Origin of the sequence: Streptosporangium sp. 'caverna' (assembly GCF_003203775.1) — a bacterium.
Lineage (GTDB): Bacteria > Actinomycetota > Actinomycetes > Streptosporangiales > Streptosporangiaceae > Streptosporangium > Streptosporangium subroseum.
Window position 1 is genome coordinate 6,201,039 of record NZ_CP029711.1, and the last position, 18,478, is coordinate 6,219,516.

At 70.1% G+C, this 18,478-nt stretch carries 15 protein-coding genes and 1 tRNA gene; 9 read left to right on the forward strand and 7 right to left on the reverse strand.

What is annotated here, in order from left to right; genetic code table 11:
* Window positions 1–257: 257 nt before the first annotated feature.
* Complete coding sequence (locus DKM19_RS27225; RefSeq protein ID WP_110699373.1) at window positions 258–2,111, reverse strand: SelB C-terminal domain-containing protein; 1,854 nt, start codon at window positions 2,109–2,111, stop codon at window positions 258–260.
* A gap of 122 nt (window positions 2,112–2,233) precedes the next feature.
* The gene (selA, locus tag DKM19_RS27230) at window positions 2,234–3,514 is read right to left on the reverse strand and encodes an L-seryl-tRNA(Sec) selenium transferase (protein ID WP_239513615.1); all 1,281 of its coding nucleotides are present in this window, start codon (window positions 3,512–3,514) and stop codon (window positions 2,234–2,236) included.
* A gap of 477 nt (window positions 3,515–3,991) precedes the next feature.
* Between selA and DKM19_RS27235 the strand changes: the two genes are divergently transcribed.
* Window positions 3,992–5,539, forward strand: coding sequence for an alpha/beta fold hydrolase (locus tag DKM19_RS27235; protein WP_110699376.1), 1,548 nt, complete (start codon window positions 3,992–3,994; stop codon window positions 5,537–5,539).
* A 35-nt stretch (window positions 5,540–5,574) separates the two neighbouring features.
* On the opposite strand, the gene DKM19_RS49815 is transcribed toward DKM19_RS27235, so the two are convergent.
* Window positions 5,575–5,669 (reverse strand) — tRNA-Sec (locus DKM19_RS49815).
* Between the two features lie 495 nt (window positions 5,670–6,164).
* On the opposite strand from DKM19_RS49815, the gene DKM19_RS27245 reads away from it, so the two are divergent.
* Window positions 6,165–6,593, forward strand: coding sequence for a hypothetical protein (locus tag DKM19_RS27245; RefSeq protein WP_110699380.1), 429 nt, complete (start codon window positions 6,165–6,167; stop codon window positions 6,591–6,593).
* A 194-nt stretch (window positions 6,594–6,787) separates the two neighbouring features.
* Window positions 6,788–7,852, forward strand: a complete 1,065-nt coding sequence (selD, locus tag DKM19_RS27250; protein ID WP_110699382.1) for a selenide, water dikinase SelD — start codon at window positions 6,788–6,790, stop codon at window positions 7,850–7,852.
* Window positions 7,853–7,867: 15 nt separating this feature from the next.
* Here selD and sigJ read toward each other — a convergent pair whose 3' ends face one another.
* Window positions 7,868–8,827 carry an RNA polymerase sigma factor SigJ gene (sigJ, locus tag DKM19_RS27255; protein ID WP_110699384.1) on the reverse strand — a complete coding sequence of 320 codons (960 nt, stop codon included), beginning with the start codon at window positions 8,825–8,827 and terminating at the stop codon, window positions 7,868–7,870.
* A gap of 146 nt (window positions 8,828–8,973) precedes the next feature.
* On the opposite strand from sigJ, the gene wrbA reads away from it, so the two are divergent.
* Window positions 8,974–9,582 (forward strand): NAD(P)H:quinone oxidoreductase, encoded by a 609-nt coding sequence (gene wrbA / locus DKM19_RS27260; RefSeq protein ID WP_204358259.1) that lies wholly within the window; start codon window positions 8,974–8,976, stop codon window positions 9,580–9,582.
* A 173-nt stretch (window positions 9,583–9,755) separates the two neighbouring features.
* Complete coding sequence (locus tag DKM19_RS27265; protein WP_110706009.1) at window positions 9,756–10,193, forward strand: nuclear transport factor 2 family protein; 438 nt, start codon at window positions 9,756–9,758, stop codon at window positions 10,191–10,193.
* A gap of 120 nt (window positions 10,194–10,313) precedes the next feature.
* Here DKM19_RS27265 and DKM19_RS27270 read toward each other — a convergent pair whose 3' ends face one another.
* The gene (locus tag DKM19_RS27270) at window positions 10,314–10,982 is read right to left on the reverse strand and encodes a TetR/AcrR family transcriptional regulator (protein ID WP_110699388.1); all 669 of its coding nucleotides are present in this window, start codon (window positions 10,980–10,982) and stop codon (window positions 10,314–10,316) included.
* Window positions 10,983–11,045: 63 nt separating this feature from the next.
* On the opposite strand from DKM19_RS27270, the gene DKM19_RS27275 reads away from it, so the two are divergent.
* Complete coding sequence (locus DKM19_RS27275) at window positions 11,046–12,047, forward strand: MBL fold metallo-hydrolase (protein WP_110699390.1); 1,002 nt, start codon at window positions 11,046–11,048, stop codon at window positions 12,045–12,047.
* Between the two features lie 68 nt (window positions 12,048–12,115).
* Here the strand turns inward: DKM19_RS27275 and nrfD are convergent, their stop codons facing one another.
* On the reverse strand, window positions 12,116–13,111 hold the full coding sequence (gene nrfD / locus DKM19_RS27280) for an NrfD/PsrC family molybdoenzyme membrane anchor subunit (RefSeq protein WP_239513616.1): 996 nt from the start codon (window positions 13,109–13,111) through the stop codon (window positions 12,116–12,118).
* Window positions 13,111–14,181, reverse strand: coding sequence for a 4Fe-4S dicluster domain-containing protein (locus DKM19_RS27285; RefSeq protein ID WP_110699392.1), 1,071 nt, complete (start codon window positions 14,179–14,181; stop codon window positions 13,111–13,113). Before DKM19_RS27285 ends, nrfD begins: the two co-directional genes overlap by 1 nt.
* Before the next feature lie 224 nt (window positions 14,182–14,405).
* On the opposite strand from DKM19_RS27285, the gene DKM19_RS27290 reads away from it, so the two are divergent.
* The 3 genes from DKM19_RS27290 (at window position 14,406) to DKM19_RS27300 (ending at window position 18,430) form a co-directional block, all read left to right on the forward strand.
* Window positions 14,406–15,428, forward strand: a complete 1,023-nt coding sequence (locus DKM19_RS27290) for a conjugal transfer protein TraI (RefSeq protein WP_110699394.1) — start codon at window positions 14,406–14,408, stop codon at window positions 15,426–15,428.
* 77 nt (window positions 15,429–15,505) lie between these two features.
* Window positions 15,506–17,662 carry a hypothetical protein gene (locus DKM19_RS27295; protein ID WP_110699396.1) on the forward strand — a complete coding sequence of 719 codons (2,157 nt, stop codon included), beginning with the start codon at window positions 15,506–15,508 and terminating at the stop codon, window positions 17,660–17,662.
* Between the two features lie 270 nt (window positions 17,663–17,932).
* Window positions 17,933–18,430 (forward strand): PASTA domain-containing protein, encoded by a 498-nt coding sequence (locus DKM19_RS27300; protein WP_110699398.1) that lies wholly within the window; start codon window positions 17,933–17,935, stop codon window positions 18,428–18,430.
* The last annotated feature ends 48 nt before the right edge of the window (window positions 18,431–18,478 follow it).

Consider the following 18,478-nt stretch of genomic DNA (forward strand, 5'->3'; position numbering starts at 1 on the left):
ATGCGTGGACGACCGGAACGACCACTACGAGGGAGAGGGACAGGGCCTGTTCCGGCGTGGTCCAACCGGCTTTTACCCACAAAGAGCGCGGCGACAGCGGAACCCGGGCCGAAGACGATGAGCGGCGTCGTCTCAATGGCTTCCGCGAACAGTCTCCTCAGCAGGTAATCTGCCATCGCTCCCTCCGAAGACGATGGTTCCCTTCAGGATCAAACATATACCTGTCGGTCATAGCGGACATTTATGGGCATTCTTTACTATTCGGGCGATGATATTCGGCAGCGGCGATGCGTCTCGTCCATCCGCTCGGTGAGGCCTTTGCGATCAAGGTGCTCCAGCAGCGGCACCGCGACCCTGCGGCTGGTGTTCAGGGCCTGCCTGGCCTGACTGACCGTGAACGGCTGCGGCAGGCGGGCGAGCAGTTCCACCGCCCTGGCGTCCGCGCCGGGCAGCAGCACGATCCCGTCGGCCACGCGGAACAGACCCCCCGCCCTGACGGCCGCCGCCAGCTCCCGGGGGCCCAGCCCCAGCTCGGCCAGCCGCCCGGCCTCCGGCGCCAGGAAGGGACGCGCGGACAGCTCCGCCCCGAGCCGCTTCACGGCCAGGGCCACCGGCGCGGGCAGCCCCGCGGGCCCGCTCATGATCCGCCCGTCGGTCACGGCGAGCGGTGACCGCACCAGCGCCGCGACCAGCCGCCGGTCGGGCAGGCCGAGCTCGTGACGGGCCGCCTCCAGCGGCAGTCCGGGCTCCAGCGGGTGCTCCGCGGCATGCCGCCGCACCTCCTCGGCCAGCCGCTCCCCCAGCCGTGCCCAGTACGCCGGATCGGCGTGCCAGTCACCGCACACCGGCGCCCCCGCGGGGGCGCACCCCATGGCCAGCAGATCGCCCGCGCGCAGCAGCCGGTGCGTGCCCAGCAGGAACGCCTCATCCGGTACGGCCGCCGCCAGCAGGGCCGCGCGATCCCGTGCCGCGCCCCTGCGGCGCAGCGCGGGCGGGCGCACGTCCAGCACGCTCGCCCCGGCGAGCACCCTCACCTCACCCTGGTCACGGCCCGGGTCACGGAGCAGCAGCACGTCGCCCACGTGCAGCGGCAGCGGCGCGGCCAGGCGTAGCCGTACGATCTCCCCGCCGAGCGGCCGTACCTCGCACACCACCGCCGCCGACCCGATGTGCGCGGTCAGCCGCCTCGGCAGGTCGCGCCCGTCGAGCGACGATGGGCCGCGGGTGGCGCGCGACCGTAGATCATGCTCGGCGGGCATCGGCGGGCCGTCCGGCGGACCTCCGCCCGCCCCTGCTGCTCCGGCTGCGGAGAGCCGTACGTCGACCAGGTCGGTATCCGTCCACGCGCCGGGTGTGACCAAGGCCTGGCCCCGCTCGGGAACGGCCCGGCCGCGAAGGTTGAGCGCCACTCGCGCCACACCCGTCGCCGAGGTCACCTGCTCCTTCAGGCACTCCAGCGCCCGGACCCGCACCGGCCCGCCGGGAAGCGCCAGCTCGTCTCCGGTCGCGATCGTGCCCGCGGGCAGGGTTCCGGTCACGACCGTGCCGCTGCCGCGCACGCTGAACGCCCGGTCGATCCAGAGCCGCACCGGCGCCCCGGGATCGGGCTCGGGCAGCGTGGCCACCAGCCGGTCCAGCGCCTTTCGCAGCTCGTCGAGCCCCTGGCCCGTGCGCCCGCTCACCGCCAGCGCCGGGGCCCCGCCCAGGCCGCTCGCGGCCAGGCGATCCTGTGCCTGCCGGACGGCGGGCGCGGGGTCGGCGAGGTCGGCGCGGGTCACCACGAGCAGGCCGTGCCGTACGCCGAGGGCCTCCAGCGCCACCAGGTGCTCCTCCGACTGCGGCATCCAGCCCTCGTCCGCCGCCACCACGAACATGACGGCGGGCGCGGGGCCGACCCCGGCCAGCATCGTGGCGAGGAACCGCTCGTGTCCGGGCACGTCCACGAAGGCCAGCCGCTCGCCCGAGGGCAGCGTCGTCCAGGCGTAGCCGAGCTCGATCGTCAGCCCCCGCCGCCGTTCCTCCTCCAGCCGGTCGGGCTCCATCCCGGTGAGCGCCCGCACCAGCGTCGACTTTCCGTGATCGACGTGGCCCGCGGTGGCGACGACGTGCATCAGTCACCCACCCCGAGAACCATACGCAGGACGACGTGCATCAGTCACCCACCCCGAGAACCATACGCAGGACGACGTGCATCAGCCGCTCACCCCGAGAACCATACGCAGGACAACGTGCATCAGCCGCTCACCCCGAGGACCGCGCGCAGCACGTCGCCGTCCAGGCCGGCGGGGACGGACCGCAGGTCGAGCAGGAGCCGCCCCCTCTCCACCCGTCCGACGATCGGGGGTGCCCCGGTCCGCAGCGGTACGGCGAGCCGCTCGGGCAGGCTGATCGCGGCGCTCGGCAACGTCACGCCGGGCGCTCCCCCGCCGCCCACGGTCGCCTCGCTCGCCACGGCTCTCGCCTCGACTCCGGCCGTGACCAGCTTCGCGGCGAGTGCCTCGGCGCGGTCGCGCAGCGTCCCCGGATCGGCGTGCAGCGCCTCCAGGACCGGGGCGGCGGGACCGCGCAGGGTGGCCTCCAGCGCGGCCAGGGTCAGCTTGTCCACCCGCAGCGCACGGGCGAGCGGATGCCGCCTGCACCGTTCGACCAGGTCACGGCGGCCGAGCAGCAGACCTGCCTGCGGCCCGCCGAGCAGCTTGTCGCCGCTGGCCGTGACCAGGTCGGCCCCGGCCTTGAGCGCGCTCACCGCGTCGGGCTCCCCGGGCAGCAGCGGCTCCCTGGCGAGCAGGCCGGAGCCGATGTCGGCCACGACGGGCACGCCGAGCGCCGAGAGCCTCGCGAGCTCCGCGATCTCGACCGAACCGGTGAAACCCTCGACCCGGAAGTTGGACGGGTGCACCTTGAGGACGAATCCCGTCTCCGGCCCGACCGCCGCCAGGTAGTCCGCGTACGAGGTGCGGTTGGTGGTGCCCACCTCGCGCAGCCTCGCTCCGGTGGAGACGAGCAGGTCGGGAATGCGGAACCCGTCCCCGATCTCGACCAGCTCACCCCGGCTGATCACGATCTCCCGTCCCGCGGCGAGCACGGTGGCGACCAGCACGAGCGCGGCGGCGTTGTTGTTGACCACGTGCACGTCCTCGGCGGCGGGGACGGCCCGCGCGAGGGCCTCCATCGCACCCCGTCCCCGGCGGGCCCTGGCCCCGGTGTCCAGATCGAACTCCACGTCGGTGAAGCCCGCGGCGGCCACCGCCGCCTCCGTCGCGGCGGCCGACAGGGGCGCCCGGCCCAGGTTGGTGTGGACGAGCACGCCGGTCATGTTGATCACTGCTCGCAGGCTCGCGGCGTACGGCGGAAGCGCCGCCACGGCCGCGTCCGCGACCTCCTCGGGGTCGAGCCCGCCCTGCCGTACCCTCCGCTGGGCCTGCGCCACGGCGTCCTTGACGACGGTCCGGCCCAACCGCCCCTCCGCCGCGACCAGCCGCGGATCGGCGAGCACGACGTCGGTGCGCGGCACGTGCCTTCGTGAGTTCACAGTTCGAAAATAGAGCGGAGGCGGACGGGAATCGAACCCGCCAGGCCGAGAATTTCGGGCCGCCGGTTCTGAGGGCCCCAGATCGGGCACTGGCCCTGCGGCCCGTTTACGGACGTACTTCGATCGTCCCCGCCGCAGCTTCAGCCTGCCGGGAGCGACCATTACCATCGCCGCTGCGCGGCGCTACCTTCGAGTACTCAAATATCAACATCAGAACGATTTGGTCGTTAAAATCATCCATATCGATAAATATCATTATTTTTAGTTTTATAAATCGCAAGGATCGACGAAGCGACTCTCCCAAGGGGAGGTGCATGCGAGGCGGATCCGGACGTCTCCTTTCCTCTCCTCAACCGGCGACGCGGCACTCCCCCGGCGGCAGCGGCCGGAGCCATTCACGCGTGTTCCTGATCTACCGCTGCCCCCCTCACACCCGGCATATGGCTGTGAAAGGAACGCATGAAGAGGCGATTATTCACCGTTGTGCTCGCGACACTCGCGCTGACGATCTCACTCTCCCCGCCGGTCCTCGCGGAGCCCTCCGCCACGCGGCCCACCACTTCGGGACGGCCTCCCTCCGCGCCGATCCGGTGGGCGGAGTGCGGCACCACCCACAAAGGCGAGTGCGCGACCCTGAAGGTGCCGATCGACGGGAAGAAGCCGGGCGGGCCGACCTTTGACCTGGCGATCGGCCGGCTCAAGGCGCTGGACCCGGCCAAGCGGATCGGCGTGCTGATCGTCCACCCGGGGGGCCCGGGCAGTTCGGGAATCGACTCGTTCATCCTCGACCGCGTCATCTCCGACAGCGATCCGATCCGGCAGTACTTCGACCTCGTCAGCCTCGACCCACGCGGCGTCGGCCGCAGCACCCAGGTGGTGTGCAGCGAGGACCTGGTCTACCGGACGCCGAACTCCTATCCGGCCGACGAGGCCGCGTATCAGGCGTTCCTGCGGTTCAACGCGGAGCTGTCGAAGGACTGCCGTGAACGGACCGGCCCGCTGTTCGACAGCGTGAACACCACCAACGCGGCCCGCGACGTCGACGCGATCCGGGTGGCGCTCGGCGAGCGCAAGATCAGCTTCTTCGGGATCTCCTACGGCACGCAGGTCGGCCAGCAGTACGCCGAGCTGTTCCCGGGGAACCTCCGCGCGATGGCGATCGACTCCAACATGGACCACAGCATCACCTCCGCGTGGCAGTACCTGAAGGCCTCGGCGGAGAACTTCGAGGGCAGCTTCCTCGACTTCGCCAAGTGGTGCGGCGAGACCCCGACCTGCGGGCTGTACGGCCGGAACGTCGTCGACGTGTGGGACTGGCTGCACGCGAAGGCGGCGGCCGGCGAGCTGACCTACTCCGACGGATACCGGGTCTCCGACGAGGAACTCCGGCGGGAGCTGTCCTACTACATGCGCGACCCGCGCACCTGGTTCGATGCCGCCGGCTGGCTGAGGGCACTCGCCAGGAACGCGCCCCTGCGGTCCGAGGCCGCCACCAAGGTGGAAGTGATCAACAACGCCTACTCCGCCATCCAGTGCTCCGACTGGACGTGGGACGTCAGGAGCTTCTCCCAGCTCGACCGGTATCGGCGGCAGCTCGAAAAGGTCGCCCCGCACACCAAGCTCTCGCCGTTCTGGTTCGACGTGGTGAGCTGCCTCAACTGGCAGGGCCCCGTGTCCAACCCGCAGCGCCGGCTCAAGATCAGCGGCAACCCGCCCGTCCTGATGGTCACGGCCCGCCATGACATCGCCACCCCGAACGCGTGGACCTACGCGGCCGCGCGGCAGATCCCGCGGTCGGTCGTGCTCGAGTACGAGGGCGTCGGCCATCTCCAGTTCCTCAACAGCGTCTGCGCCCACGACAAGATCGTGAAGTATCTGATCGAGCTCAGGACGCCGCCGCGTGGCACGCGCTGCGCCCCCGAGTATCCGACACAGCCGGCCGCCGTGGCGGACTCGACAGGGAAGCAGCCGCTCACCCGGACCGGCCACCCCGTTCACGCCCGCTGAAGCCGACTCTCGACATTTTCCCCGGTAGAACGTGCAGCGGAGGCGGACGGGAATCGAACCCGCCAGGCCGAGAACCTCGGCCTCGTCGGTTTTGAAGACCGCGGGGGCCACCAGGCGCCCAGACACCTCCGCGCGAGAACCTACCAGCAGCCGCGTAAAGACAGGCCGTTCCCCATCCAATGTGCACGGCTGATCCACAGAGCGAATGCGAAAGCTCAGTCCGCCTGAAAGCGGACGGTCATCCTGCCTCCGGCAGGTCAGCCATCTCCGTATGAAAGGAATCTCGTAGGCGGGTGGCCGACCGTCCGTCACGTCGGTCAGGTCGTCGCCGGTGAAACCGAGGATGAACCGGGGAATCCGCCGACGTGGATGACGGCCCTTGAGGATGGCGCGGAACGGTGGATCACCAAGGACCTTTCGCGCTCCCTCCATCGAGAAGTTCTGCAGCCCTGTCGCCACCACTCGGCCAATGGGCAACTCAGCCCCGCCGAGTACGAACCTCAGCAGAAACTCAAAAATACGCAAAAATATAATTATGCTGTTATATACCCCAAAATCTTATATAGCTACCAAACTAGGTCAATTCGGGATAGCACGGACGCCTAGCGCTTCGAGAGGTTGATCAATGAGCCACGACGCCGTATGGGTACGGAGCGTGACAGGCATACAAATGCACCACACCACAGACCTCCAGGATGCCGGCCGGTTTCTGGTCAACGCAGCGATGGCGCTACGGGCCGCGTACGTACGGACCGGCGACGATCGGTACTCCAGCCTCGCCGCTCAGCTCAAGGCCGTGGCGGTGAAGGCACGGATGCTGGAGACCCAGGCCCGGGCAAGCTTGCACGGACTGCATGCGGCGGATCCTGAGCAGTTCGTCCGTTGCCGCGAGGGAGAAGACCCGTGGCCCGACGAAATCCAGGCAGGATTCGTTCCGCGCCACACCTGCAGAGATCAGTGCCTTTACCACGACCACGATGTTCTCAACGCGATCATGCAGTGCACATGCGGACAGTCCCCGTGCCGGGCATGTGCCATCGGCGGTACCCCCTGAGGGGCGAACCGCACCGGGTTCGATACATCAGACCTTGGCAGACCATGAGATACCCCGGGCGACCTATGGGGCACCACGATCGACGCCGCCGGGCGTCCCGGCACCTCCGCGAGAGAACTCGCCCGTAAGTGGGTAGGGCTCGAGGTCGGCAGGCCGGACGGCGGCGCGCCGCTCTCCACCAGGGAGGATCCGACATGACGAGAACGACGGCGGAGTCGGGCGCCTCGACGAGCCCCACCCCATCGGGGCCGGGCGCCGTCCGGCTGACCCAGTACGCACACGGAGGCGGCTGCGCCTGCAAGATCCCGCCCGGCGAGCTGGAGGCCGTCGTCGCGGGTCTCCTGGACGGGGTTGAGGGCCGGGTTCCCCTCTCCTCCCCCACCGGCGAACTGATCATCGGGCTGGACGACGGGGACGACGCCGCCGTGGTCCGCATCGAGGGCGGCCGGGCGATCGTGGCCACGGCCGACTTCTTCACGCCCGTGGTGGACGACCCCTACGACTGGGGGCGGATCGCCGCGGCCAACGCCCTGTCCGATGTCTACGCGGTGGGCGGGGAGCCGCTGGTGGCGGTCAACCTGCTCGGCTGGCCCCGGGACGTCCTGCCGCTGGAGCTCGCGAAGGAGGTGCTGCGCGGCGGTCTGGACGTGGCGCGGTCCGCGGGCTGCCACGTCGCGGGCGGCCACAGCGTCGACGATCCCGAGCCCAAGTACGGCATGGCCGTCACCGGCCTGGCCGATCCCGGGCGGCTGCTGCGGATCGACGGCGGACGGGCGGGCCTGCCGATCTCCCTCACCAAGCCGCTCGGCATCGGCGTGCTCAACACCCGGCACAAGGCGACCGGCGAGGTCTTCCCGCAGGCCGTCGCCGCGATGACCACCCTGAACCGCGACGCCTCCCGGGCGGCGCTCGCCGCCGGCGCCGGGTGCGCCACGGACGTGACCGGGTTCGGCCTGCTCGGTCACCTGTACAAGCTGGCCAGGGCGAGCGGCGTCACGGCGGTGGTCGACGTGGCGGCCGTGCCGTACCTGGAGGGGGCTCGCGAGGCCGTGCGGGACGGCTACGTCAGCGGCGGAACCCGCCGCAACCTGGCCTGGGTGGAGCCGCACCTGGACCCGGGTGGCTTCGGCGAGGAGGACCTGCTGCTGCTCGCCGACGCCCAGACCTCCGGCGGCCTGCTGGTGGTGGGCGAGGTTCCCGGAGCCCCGGTCGTCGGCGAACTCATCCCCCTCGACGGCCCGGCCCTACGGCTGCGCTGAGCGATCCCGGAACCGTCACACTGCGTCTCCTCCCGGAGAACCGGTGCCCGTCGTCCAAAGCCGGAGCTTGTCGGGGTTGAGCACCGCCCAGATGTGCTTGATCCGGCCGCCCGCGACGTCGAATGCCAGCACCGACACGGTGACGCCACCTTGCTGGGCCACCAGACCGGGCTGACCGTTGACCGTACACTCCAGGATCGCCACGCCGGGCGCCGTACCGGCCCGATCGGCGAAGAAGCGCGCGACCCGCTCGGCGCCTTCGACCGGGTGGAGCTCGGCGCCGACGAGGCCGCCGCCGTCGCCGGTCGCCGTGGCGTCGGAGGCCAGCAGGCCGACGAGGGCGTCGATGTCCTTGGCCTCCCACGCCCGTTTGAAGGCTCCGACGATGTCGGCGCGCTGGGCCACCGGAATCGCGGGAGCCTGCGACGCGCGGATGCGGCGGCGGGCCGAGGAGGCCAGCTGGCGGCAGGCCCCCGGGGTACGGCCGACGATTCCGGCCACTTCGACGAAGGAGTAGCGGAAGACGTCGTGCAGGATGAACGCGACGCGCTCGGCCGGGGTCATCGAGTCGAGCACGACCAGGAAGGCCATACCGACCGACTCGTCCAGGGTGACCCGGTCGGCCGGATCGGCCGCGCCGCCCCACCGCCCGCCGACCCACTCCGTACGGTCGGGCAGCGGCTCGGGGATCCACTGGCCCACGTAGCGCTCGCGGCGGGCCCGTGCCGAGCCGAGCAGGTCGAGGCAGATGCGGCCGGCCACGGTCGTCAGCCAGGCGCCGGGGGATTCGACGGCCTCCCGCTGCTGTGGGGACATGGCGTACCAGCGGGCGTAGGTCTCCTGGATGACATCTTCGGCGTCGGCCAGGGAGCCGAGGAGCCGGTAGGCGAGATTGGTCAGCTGGTTCCGCTCGCTCATGATCGCGCTCAGGCTCGGATCGAGCCGGTCGTCTCCCGGCTCGGATGGGATGGTCATGGTGTCGCCGACTTTCCTTGGTCGCATCTTCCCTCACCCGGTTCGACGAGATATCGCACCGAACTGTGAGGCCGGCGAATCACCTGACATTCCGGAGGGTTGCGTCGTCGTATCGGTGAACCGAACGCGAAGGAAGGAAAACGATCATGGAACCCGTGAACGCCGCGATCATTTATTACAGTGCCACAGGCACCGTGCACGCCTTGGCGCAAGCCGTCGCGGAGGGCGCGGAGAAGGCCGGCGCCCACGTGCGCCTGCGTAAGGTCGCCGAAACGGCTCCACCGGAGGCGATCGGCGCCAAGCCGGCCTGGGCCCAGCACCTCCAGGACACCGCCGACGTCGCCGAGGCCGCCCTCGACGACCTGGAGTGGGCCGACGCGGTGCTGTTCGGCACCCCCACCCGCTTCGGCAACCCGACCAGTCAGCTCAGGGCGTTCATCGAGACCACCGGTGGCCTGTGGTACCAGGGCAAGCTCGCGGGCAAGGTGTATTCGGCCTTCACCGCCTCCAACACCGCCCACGGCGGACAGGAATCCACCCTCCTGGCACTGGGGAACACGTTCTACCACTGGGGCGGCGTCATCGTGCCCCCCGGCTACACCGACCCCGTCCAGTTCCGGTCGGGCAATCCCTACGGCACCTCCCACGTGGCCGGCGATGGCCCGCCCAACGACGTGTCCCTGGAAGCGGCCCGTCACCAGGCCCGCCGCGTCGTCGAGACCGCCGCCGCGCTCAAGGCCGGCCGCGCCGCCTGATCCGGCCCGGAACACCGGCGGGGCCGGCACCGGGGCGCCGGCGAGGATTCAAAATGCGAGGAACCGTCGAAGCGCCTCACATTTCAGAAGCCGCCTCGTCGGACCACCGAGACCACAGGGACCGTCTCCAGGCGAGCTGGTCGCGGTCGGATTTCTTGAACACGGAGGATGCGATGACTTCGAACGATTCCGAGGTTAGGGCGCTCTTGGAGAGTCGAGTCGATGCCTGCCAGGCAAAGGACATCGATCGACTCATGTCACTTTATTCTTCCAACATCGTTTATTACGATGTCGTCCCCCCTCTTCGGTTTGCGGGATCCGATGAGGTCCGCCGCAATTTTTTGCGGTGGTTCGATGAATACGACGGCCCCATCGGCCTGGAAACACACGGCCTGACCGTTACGACGAGCGCGGATGTCGCGTTCGCGCACATGCTTCACCTGGACACCGGGACGCGCAAGAACGGGCTTGGGGGCGCGGTGTGGCTACGGTCGACCGTTTGCTGCCGACGGTCAAGCGACACGTGGTTGATCACGCACGAACATATCTCGCTGCCGATCAACCCTGATCGTTCATGGGTCCTGGAGGGCCGGCGCACGGAGCCGGGCTGATGTGTGGTTATGGCGGGCCTCCTCTGAACAACGGGTAAGCCGTAGGCAACCGCCGTGAGCTCCATACGGGGTGTGGCCCTCTGGGGCGTGCGGCGCGATCCGGCTTTCGTCCGGCGCCGTTCAGGCCGGCCGGGTGTGCACCACGGTCCTTGCGAACAGCGCGGCGTGGCGCGTGGCGCGACCGCGCGCGGCTTCGCGCTGTTCGGGCGAGGCGTCGGCGTGCATCCACAGCATCCTGGCGTGCGCGATGGGGGCGAGCAGGGAAAAGGCGAGGTCGTCGGCCGTGCCGACGTCCGCGCGGACCTGGCCGTTGTCGAGCCAGCGCCGGCACACCGTGGCGAGGTGGGCGAGGGCGTGGTCGATGCCGCCGCTCAGTACGGGGTCGTGCATGAGGCCGTCACGGGCGCCGAGGCTGACGAGCTGCCGGGCTTCGGGTGTGTCCCAGGCGGCGAGGACGGCCGCGGTGAACTCCCGGATGTAGGAGACGGGGTCGCGGTCGGCGAGCTCCGCGTCCAGCGTCTCGATCGCCACGACCGTGACGTTCGGGCCGGCCAGAGCCATGGCCGCATCGAAGATCGCCTGCTTCCCGGCGAAATGGGCATAGAGCACGCTCTCGCTCAGCCCGACATCGCGGGCGATGGCGCGAATGGACGTGCCGGCGTAACCGTGCCTGGCGAACAGCTTGAGCGCCGAGCGGAGCAGGGCGGTCTTGGTGTCGCCCGCCTCCGCCTTGGGCGGACGGCCTGGGCCTCGCCGCACCGGAGTCGTGATCGGTCCTTCTGCGTGCATACCCCATGTCTATCAGCGCGACGATCTCTTGAAAATAATCGAACGATCGATTAATTTTCATCCATGACGACTCACCAGATCTTCGAGCAAGAGGTGTCCGAGCGACCGGAGGGATTCCGCGGACCCGACCTCACCCCGACCGGACTGGAGTTCCTGCCTCGCGAGCTGGGATCCGGCGCCTACGGGCTGGTGGCCGGCCGGCCGCCGAAGGACAACAGCGGCGTGATCTTCGGCACCGAGGCCGCACTCGTCGTGGACGCGGGAATCACGCCGGAGATCGCCCAGAAGCTGCAGAGGCTCGCCGGTGAGCTGACCGGCGCACCGGTTCGCTACCTCGTCAACACCACCTACCACGGCGACCACACATTCGGGAACATCGGCTTTCCCCCCTCCGTCACGATCGTCTCCTCGCGTGCGAACCGGGACAGCATGAAGGACCTTCAGCGCGAGAAGAACAACCGGTCCGAGAGCATGTACGGCGACGACGCGCTGCTGGACGCGGTCACCACCTGGCGCACACCGGATCTCGTCTTCGACTCCTCCTGCGAGATCGACCTCGGCGGCGGCCAGATCGTGCGGCTCCACTCCTTCGGACCGGGCAACGGGCCGGGCGACACCGTGGTCTATGTGCCCTCCGCCCGAACGGCGTGGACCGGCAACTTCGTCTCCCACGGCGGTGTGGCGATGCTGCTGCAGGGCGGCCCCGTCCCCTACATCGAGTCGCTGCGGCGGATGCGGGCGACGCTGCCCGAGCTGGAGACGATCGTGCCGGGCCACGGACCGGTGGGCAACGGCCCCGTCGCCGTGTCCGAGCTGATCGTCTACCTGGAGCGGCTGGACGCGGAGGTCCGCGCGGCCGTGCGCGGCGGGAGGAATCTGGAGGAGACCTACGCCGCATGCACCGACCCGTTCGCGGACGGCCTGCCGGAGTCACTGATCACGGCCCTGGCCGGCTACGACCTCCCGCAGGATCTCGTGCGCGCGGGTTTCCGCGAGGTGGCACGCCACCTGCACCGTCTCAACGTCCTGATCACGTACCGCACATACGAGAACCGGCTCGGCTGACCGAGCGCACACATTCGCTGCCCGGTCCGGCCCGCGCCGTGCGCGGACAGGCGGCGCGAGCGCCCACCCTATGGCCGCGCCGGGACCGAGGCGGGTTCTCCGGCTTCGAGGCGCTGCCGCTGCGGCACCACCGTGTACTTCGGATCCGCGGCCGACAGCCTGCCGGCCTCCAGCGCGCCGAAACGGACGCACAGGGAACCGGCGGTGAGGGCGAGGCCGGAGAGCGCGGTGAGGGTACGGCTGCGCCCGGCGACCGTGGCGAGCACGCCTCCACCGGCCGTGAGGACGCGGGCCGCCCGCATCAGGCGGCCCGCCCTGCCCAGCTGGTACGGCTCGCCGACCAGGCCCAGCCGGTGTTCCATCACCGTCCCGGCGGTCGTCTCCATGACGGCCCCCAGCGCGGCGACGGCACGGGCCGGGCCCGCCTCGACGCGGGGTGTGGCCAGCATGCCCACCGCGCCCGCGCTGGCCAGGGCGCTCCCCGCGAACAGGAACGGCAGTTCCCTGTGTGCCTCGTGCCAGGCGGGTACGGCGGTGTCCGCGAGGAGCACCGCGGTGTAGGTGGCCATCAGCGAGCCGGTCACCGCGGTGGCCAGGACCGCGGCGTCGCCGGCGGCGGGCAGGAGTGCGGTGATCGCGGAGGCGGCGGGCAGGGTGGTGGTGATCCTGGAAGTGGCCGCGGGCAGGGCGGCGGCGACCGCGGAGGCGGCCGCGATCGCCGCCAGCCCGCTGTGGGCGGTCAGGATCCACGAGCCCATGCTCATCGGCGAGGTGGGCTTGAACACCCGCAGCATGTTGAGGAACCGTTCCGGCCTGCCGAGCTCGGCGGTCAGGAAGCCGGCGCCGACGGTCGCGCCGAGGGCCGCCGTGACCCTGGCGGTGAGCGCGAGGCGGTCGCGCCCGGTGAGCGCGGCCATGGCGGCCATCACCGACGCCGCCCCGGACAGCCCTCCCAGATAGAGATAGACCGGCATGTGGGGTTCGTGCCAGACCGGAGCCTTGATCACCGGCTGCCCGTAGTAGGACCGGAACTCGGCCTCCGGCACCATCGTGTCCTCCCGCATCAACGCCCCCGTCCCCGGACGCCGGCCCGGCCGCGATCGATCACCTTGAGAGCCTCCCGGACAGCGACCCCGTGACCGCTCCGGCCGCGATCGATCTTCCTGAGAGCCTCCCCGACGGAGCCGAGGTGACTCCCCCGGGCCCCGACCTTCTCCACGATGCCCCCGGCGAGGAAGGACACGGCCATGGCGCCGACCAGGGAGACCGCGGCGCCTCCGGCCCACCGCCACATCGTGGGCAGGTCGCGGGTGGTCACCACCGGATCGGGCGGCAGGCCGTACACCTCGGGCTCGTCCAGCAGCAGGAAGAACGCGCCGTCTCCGCCCACGCCGTCGTCGGGACTCGCGCCGTAGAGCCGGGCCTCCGGCCTGCCCTCCTCGTGCAGCCGCTCCACCCGTTCCTCGGCGCGGAGCCGTAGCTCGTCCAGCGGGCCGAACTGGATGGAGTCGGTCGGGCAGGCCTTGGCGCAGGCCGGCTCCAGCCCGCCGAGCTGGCGGTCGTAGCACATCGTGCACTTCCAGGCCCGGCCGTCGCGCTCCCTGCGGTCGATCACGCCGTAGGGACAGGCCGGTACGCAGTAGCCGCAGCCGTTGCAGATGTCCTCCTGCACCACCACCGTGCCGAACTCGGTGCGGAAGAGCGCTCCGGTCGGGCAGACGTCCAGGCACGCGGCATGCGTGCAGTGCTTGCACACGTCGGACGACATCAGCCAGCGCTCGATCGAGTCTGGCCCCGGGACGTCGGCCTGTCCCTGACTCTGGCTCAGGTTACCTGCCGATCCCTGGCCGTGGTCGTGGCCGCTTGTCCGACCGCCGGCCTGTCCCTGGCTCTGGCCGCCTGCCCGGCTCTGGCCGTCGTCCTGTCTTACCGGCCTCTGCTGCTCGATGAAGGCCACGTGACGCCAGGTGTTCGCCCCCAGGCTCCCGGTGTTGTCGTAGGAGGTCGCCCGGAAGACGAACCCGTCGTCGGGCACGTCGTTCCACTCCTTGCAGGCCACCTCGCACGCCTTGCACCCGATGCAGACGCTGGTGTCGGTGAAGAAGCCGTACCTATTACCTGGTGCTATGTCCATCACGGGAAACCCTCGAATGATGAGTGTCCAAGTTATGGCCCTGACCTGGGCGAACGCTAAGGCGTCTCTGAGCGGCCTGCCCGGGTCGAAGCGGGACAAACCTTTCAACGGCCGTTGTGACGAACTCGGCCACAGATTCCCCTGACAACGCGAACGGCCCCAAGCCGGTGCTCGAACACCTGCTCAGGGCCTTGACCCCCACCTGCAACACCAGGAGAGGACCCATGACCATTAGTAGCATCCCCGAGCCGGAGGACGTCTCCGCGCTGATCAGCGAGGCCGAGGCGCTCCTGGCGGCCAATGCGCCGGTTGAGCAGCCCGCCACCACCGCCCTGTCAGCGACTGTGACCGGCGAGACCAAGCGCGTGCGCCAGCTGAGGGCCGAGGTGGCCGAGGCTCACCTTCTGGCAGACCTCCAGGACGACGACACCCCGCTGATGCTCGACTCCCCCAAGGTGCGCAAGCGCCGCCGGGCCGCCCACGAGGCCGCGCGGCTTCACGAGCTGGCCCAGGACCCGATGATGCGCGCCTGGCAGGCCTCGCGGATGCGCAAGCTGCTGGTGGGCGCGTCCATGGTGTCGCTGGCGCTCGCGCTGAGCTGGTCCACGGCCGGTGTCCAGGTGTTCGCCTCCGAGGGTGCCCCGGCCTGGTCTCCGGCCTGGGTGTTCGCCTGGCTGGTCGAGCCCTTCATGTCTCTGGCCCTGCTGGTCGTCGTCGGCGCTCGGGCCTACATGGGCACCCATGGCCAGCCGATCCAGTCCAAGACCTTGACCCGGATCGAAATGCTGTTCCTCGGGCTCACTCTCGGCATGAACGCGTGGAGGCACCTGCCCGGCGTGGCCGCCGATTTCAGCCTCTCCACCCTGGTGCTCCACATCCTCGGGCCGGTCGTTGCGGTGGCCATCGTGACCGCCCTGCCCATCATCCTGGCGGCCTTCACGACCCTGGATCACGGCGCCCCGAAGGCTGCCCCTGCCCTCTCCCCGGCGACCAGTCGGACCCCCTCCCCGAAGGTCTCCCGGAGGGTCCCCCCGTCTGTCTCTCCGACGGCCTCTGACCAGCAATCGGATAGGCGATCGGTGACCTCTCCGCGTGGCCGCTCCCTGGGCGACCACCGGACGGAGCTGACGATCCTGATCGCGAACGGTGCTCTCCCGGCGAAGCCGTCGGCGGAGGCCATCCGGAAAGCGCTCGGCTGCGCGCGGGAAACCGCCGCACAGCTCCGCGACGAGCGCCGTACCCCCTGACGAAATCGGCCCCGGTTGGTGCTACGAACACCGGCCGGGGCCTTGGTCCAACACCTGCGAAACCAGGAGTGAACCCAATGGCCATCATCCCGCGCCAGACCGTGAAGCGCAGCATCCTCGGCGGCCTTGTGTCCCCCTTCCCCTCCCCGACTGCTGAGCCGCATGACATGACGGTCATCGAGGGCCGGATCGTTGACGGGCCCGATTTCCCCGCCGGTCGGCCGCTGTCTCCGCAGGATTCGGGCGCCCTGGTCTATGCCGCCAGCGTGACCGGGCACGGTGCTCTCAAGACGCCGCTCCACACCTGGGAACGTGCCTGGGACTGGGCGAAGCTGGCCCACCTCCGGGAGGGCGGCACGCACCGCGGCCAGGTGGCCGAGCGGCACGCGGCGGCGTACACCAAGCTGCAGCAGGACCGTACCCGGCGAGCGAGTGTTGTGGCCAAGGCTGCTGCGCTCCCCTGGGTCACCCGGGCGAAGGTCGGCAGGTTCCCCGTCGCGCTCGGGACCTGGGGCGCGACCGCTGGCGAGGTCGTCCACATCGCGCAGCCCACGAACCAGTTCCTCGTCACCTTCATCGGTGGACTCAACGGCCTGCTCGCCGACGCGGTGGCCGCCGTCGCCAGCCTGGCCAGCCCAGTTGCTCTGCCCGCTGTCGGGCTCTTCGGCCTGGCCGCTGTCGGTGGCAGTGTCCGGCGTGAGCACGACCGGCGCCGCCGGCTGCTGCTGGTGCGGGACGGCTCCGACGTCGGCATCCGCGAGGGCGGTGGGCTGCTCACGGCCATCCCTATCGCCGACTGCTCGACTCCTGCCGTGGCCATGGAGGCCGTACGGCGTGCGCTGGCAGTCGAGAAGATCAACGTCCGCCCGCTGTCGGCCGCCACTACCCCGTGGGGTTGGGAGGTCCTGGTCCAGATGCGCCAGGGGCAGCCGGGCGACATTACCCGGGCCGCTGCTGACCTGGAAACGCTCCTGGACGTGCGTGAGGCCGGTGTGCTCGTCACTCCCCACCGCGACCGGCGGGCCCGCGTCACCCTTCGGATTGTCGAGTCGGACCCGTGGGCGGACATGCCGTCCGTGCCTGACTACGCAGGGGTAGACCGGTCCGTTCGCCAGCCGATCTGGCTCGGCCAGAGGCTCGACGGTGTCCAGGTCCTCACGGCGTTCGCCAGCAAGCACAGCCTGATCCTGGCCGCGTCCGGCGGCGGCAAGTCCATCATGCTGCGGCTGATCGCTGACGGCCTGGGCGCGGCCGAGGACACCCACATCTGGGACCTGGACCCCTCGGGCGTCGGGCAGGCGCCACAGGCGGCCGTCATGGGCCGGGTGGCCCTGGATCCGGATGACTGTGAGCGGGCCCTGACTGATGCCGTGGCCATCGCTGTGGCGCGTACGCGGCTGCTGCGCAAGCTGGGCATGGGGGACGCGTGGGCGACCTCGCCGGAGCGTCCGGCGCTGGCCGTGATTGTCGATGAGTTCCCGCGCTTGACCCCGGCCGGGAAGGCGGCGGCCGTGACACTGCTGCGGATCGGCCGGAAGGTGGCCGTCTTCCTGCTGTTTGCCTCCCAGGACCCGAAGAAGGACGTACTCGGGGACAGCATCGCCGGGCAGGTAGCGTTCCGCGCGGCTGGTCCTGGCCTGGCTGACTGGCAGGCCGATCTGCTGTTCGGCGCCGGGGCGAAGGCGCGCGGCTGGGACCCGGGCCGGTATGCCCCTGCGACCAGCCAGGACCAGCCGAACGATGCCGGGACGTTCTACGTGGCCGGTGCCGGGGATGAGCTGGCCCTGCCCATGAAGGTGGGTTACATGTCGGGCGCCGTGGCGCAGTCCCGCGCCGAGCGGTATGCGGAGCTGGGCCGGTGCCCTCTGCTGGACAGTGCGACGCTGGCCGCTGCTGGGCTGGACGCGGTCGACGTCTACGTACGCAGGGAGGCTGACGACGTCGTGGCCGCCCTGGTGGTCGAGCCGGAGCCGGTTCCTGACGAGGCTCTGGCGCTCCTGGAGTCGATCGCCGACGACGTCCAGGCCTGGCCTACGGAGTGGGTGCCTGCCTCCGAGCTCGCCGTGATGGCCGCGTCCCGCATGGGGCTGGCGCCGGGCAAGGCCACGGAGATGCGTGTGGCCGCGCTGCTGGACGGTGCGGGCATCCCGACCCGGCGCCGGTCGACGGGCCTGGTTCGACCACGTCCGGCGCTGCTGATGGCTGCCGGGCGGGACCTCGCCACCGTGGCCTAGAGCTACGGAGCGTGTCAGCCGGCAATCGGAGCGTCGGTCTGCACGGTGTCGACCACGTGTAGACCCTCGTGCAGACCGCATGACCTGGAAAAACAGCTCTTTGGGGCTGCCGTGCAGACCAGACACCGGGGAGAGGCCTGGGACCGGTGACCTGCAGAAACAGGCAGTGGCCACCCTCCCCTCTCCTGCGGGTGTCCATCGGAATGGCGACCACTCTCCGAAGCCGTTTTCCCCGTCCGGGAGAATCTCCCAAGACCTGAGAAGAGGACCGTGAGCAAGCTCAAGATTTTGTTCGGGGCAATCATCGCCCTCATCGCCCTGGGCGCCCTGACCGACGCCTGCGACGATCGGCCGCGCTCCCTGGCGAGCGTTCCCGCCATCCCAATGACGACGACGGCCGCCAGCCCGACGCCTGCTCTCCCGCCGGAGGCTGCGCGGTTCTACGCCAAGCACAAGACCATGCCGAACGTGTCCGGGTGGACGCTGACACGAGTGGCCAAGCTCTTCAATCCGGTCCAGGGCACGGTGTTGGTGGCCACGACAGCGGACGCCAAGATGGCCGTCGGCCAGCAGAAGGTCACGAAGCAGCTGCCGAAGAAGGGCGCCAGGCTGGCCGCTGGCCAGACGGTCAAGATCTGGGTTCGGTACGGGACCAAGCGGCCTACCCCCAAGAGGTCCATCACTCGGCCGGACGTCAACGTGCCTGACCGGGACAGCAACCGTGACCGTGGCGAGAGCAAGTTCTGTGGTCGCCACTGGTGGTGCTGAGCACCTGGCCTCGACCTGCTGCCGGACCCGTTACACACCAGATCAACC

Bases quoted from the DNA above. Each gene is read 5' to 3' on its own strand.
- DKM19_RS27270 (WP_110699388.1), bottom strand. From the start codon at position 10,982: ATGCACGCAGAAGGACCGATCACGACTCCGGTGCGGCGAGGCCCAGGC.
- sigJ (WP_110699384.1), bottom strand. From the start codon at position 8,827: ATGACCATCCCATCCGAGCCGGGAGACGACCGGCTCGATCCGAGCCTG.
- nrfD (WP_239513616.1), bottom strand. From the start codon at position 13,111: ATGCGGGAGGACACGATGGTGCCGGAGGCCGAGTTCCGGTCCTACTAC.
- DKM19_RS27225 (WP_110699373.1), bottom strand. From the start codon at position 2,111: ATGCACGTCGTCGCCACCGCGGGCCACGTCGATCACGGAAAGTCGACG.
- DKM19_RS27295 (WP_110699396.1), top strand. From the start codon at position 15,506: ATGGCCATCATCCCGCGCCAGACCGTGAAGCGCAGCATCCTCGGCGGC.
- DKM19_RS27245 (WP_110699380.1), top strand. From the start codon at position 6,165: ATGAGCCACGACGCCGTATGGGTACGGAGCGTGACAGGCATACAAATG.
- DKM19_RS27275 (WP_110699390.1), top strand. From the start codon at position 11,046: ATGACGACTCACCAGATCTTCGAGCAAGAGGTGTCCGAGCGACCGGAG.
- DKM19_RS27285 (WP_110699392.1), bottom strand. From the start codon at position 14,181: ATGGACATAGCACCAGGTAATAGGTACGGCTTCTTCACCGACACCAGC.
- selD (WP_110699382.1), top strand. From the start codon at position 6,788: ATGACGAGAACGACGGCGGAGTCGGGCGCCTCGACGAGCCCCACCCCA.
- DKM19_RS27290 (WP_110699394.1), top strand. From the start codon at position 14,406: ATGACCATTAGTAGCATCCCCGAGCCGGAGGACGTCTCCGCGCTGATC.
- DKM19_RS27265 (WP_110706009.1), top strand. From the start codon at position 9,756: ATGACTTCGAACGATTCCGAGGTTAGGGCGCTCTTGGAGAGTCGAGTC.
- wrbA (WP_204358259.1), top strand. From the start codon at position 8,974: ATGGAACCCGTGAACGCCGCGATCATTTATTACAGTGCCACAGGCACC.
- DKM19_RS27235 (WP_110699376.1), top strand. From the start codon at position 3,992: ATGAAGAGGCGATTATTCACCGTTGTGCTCGCGACACTCGCGCTGACG.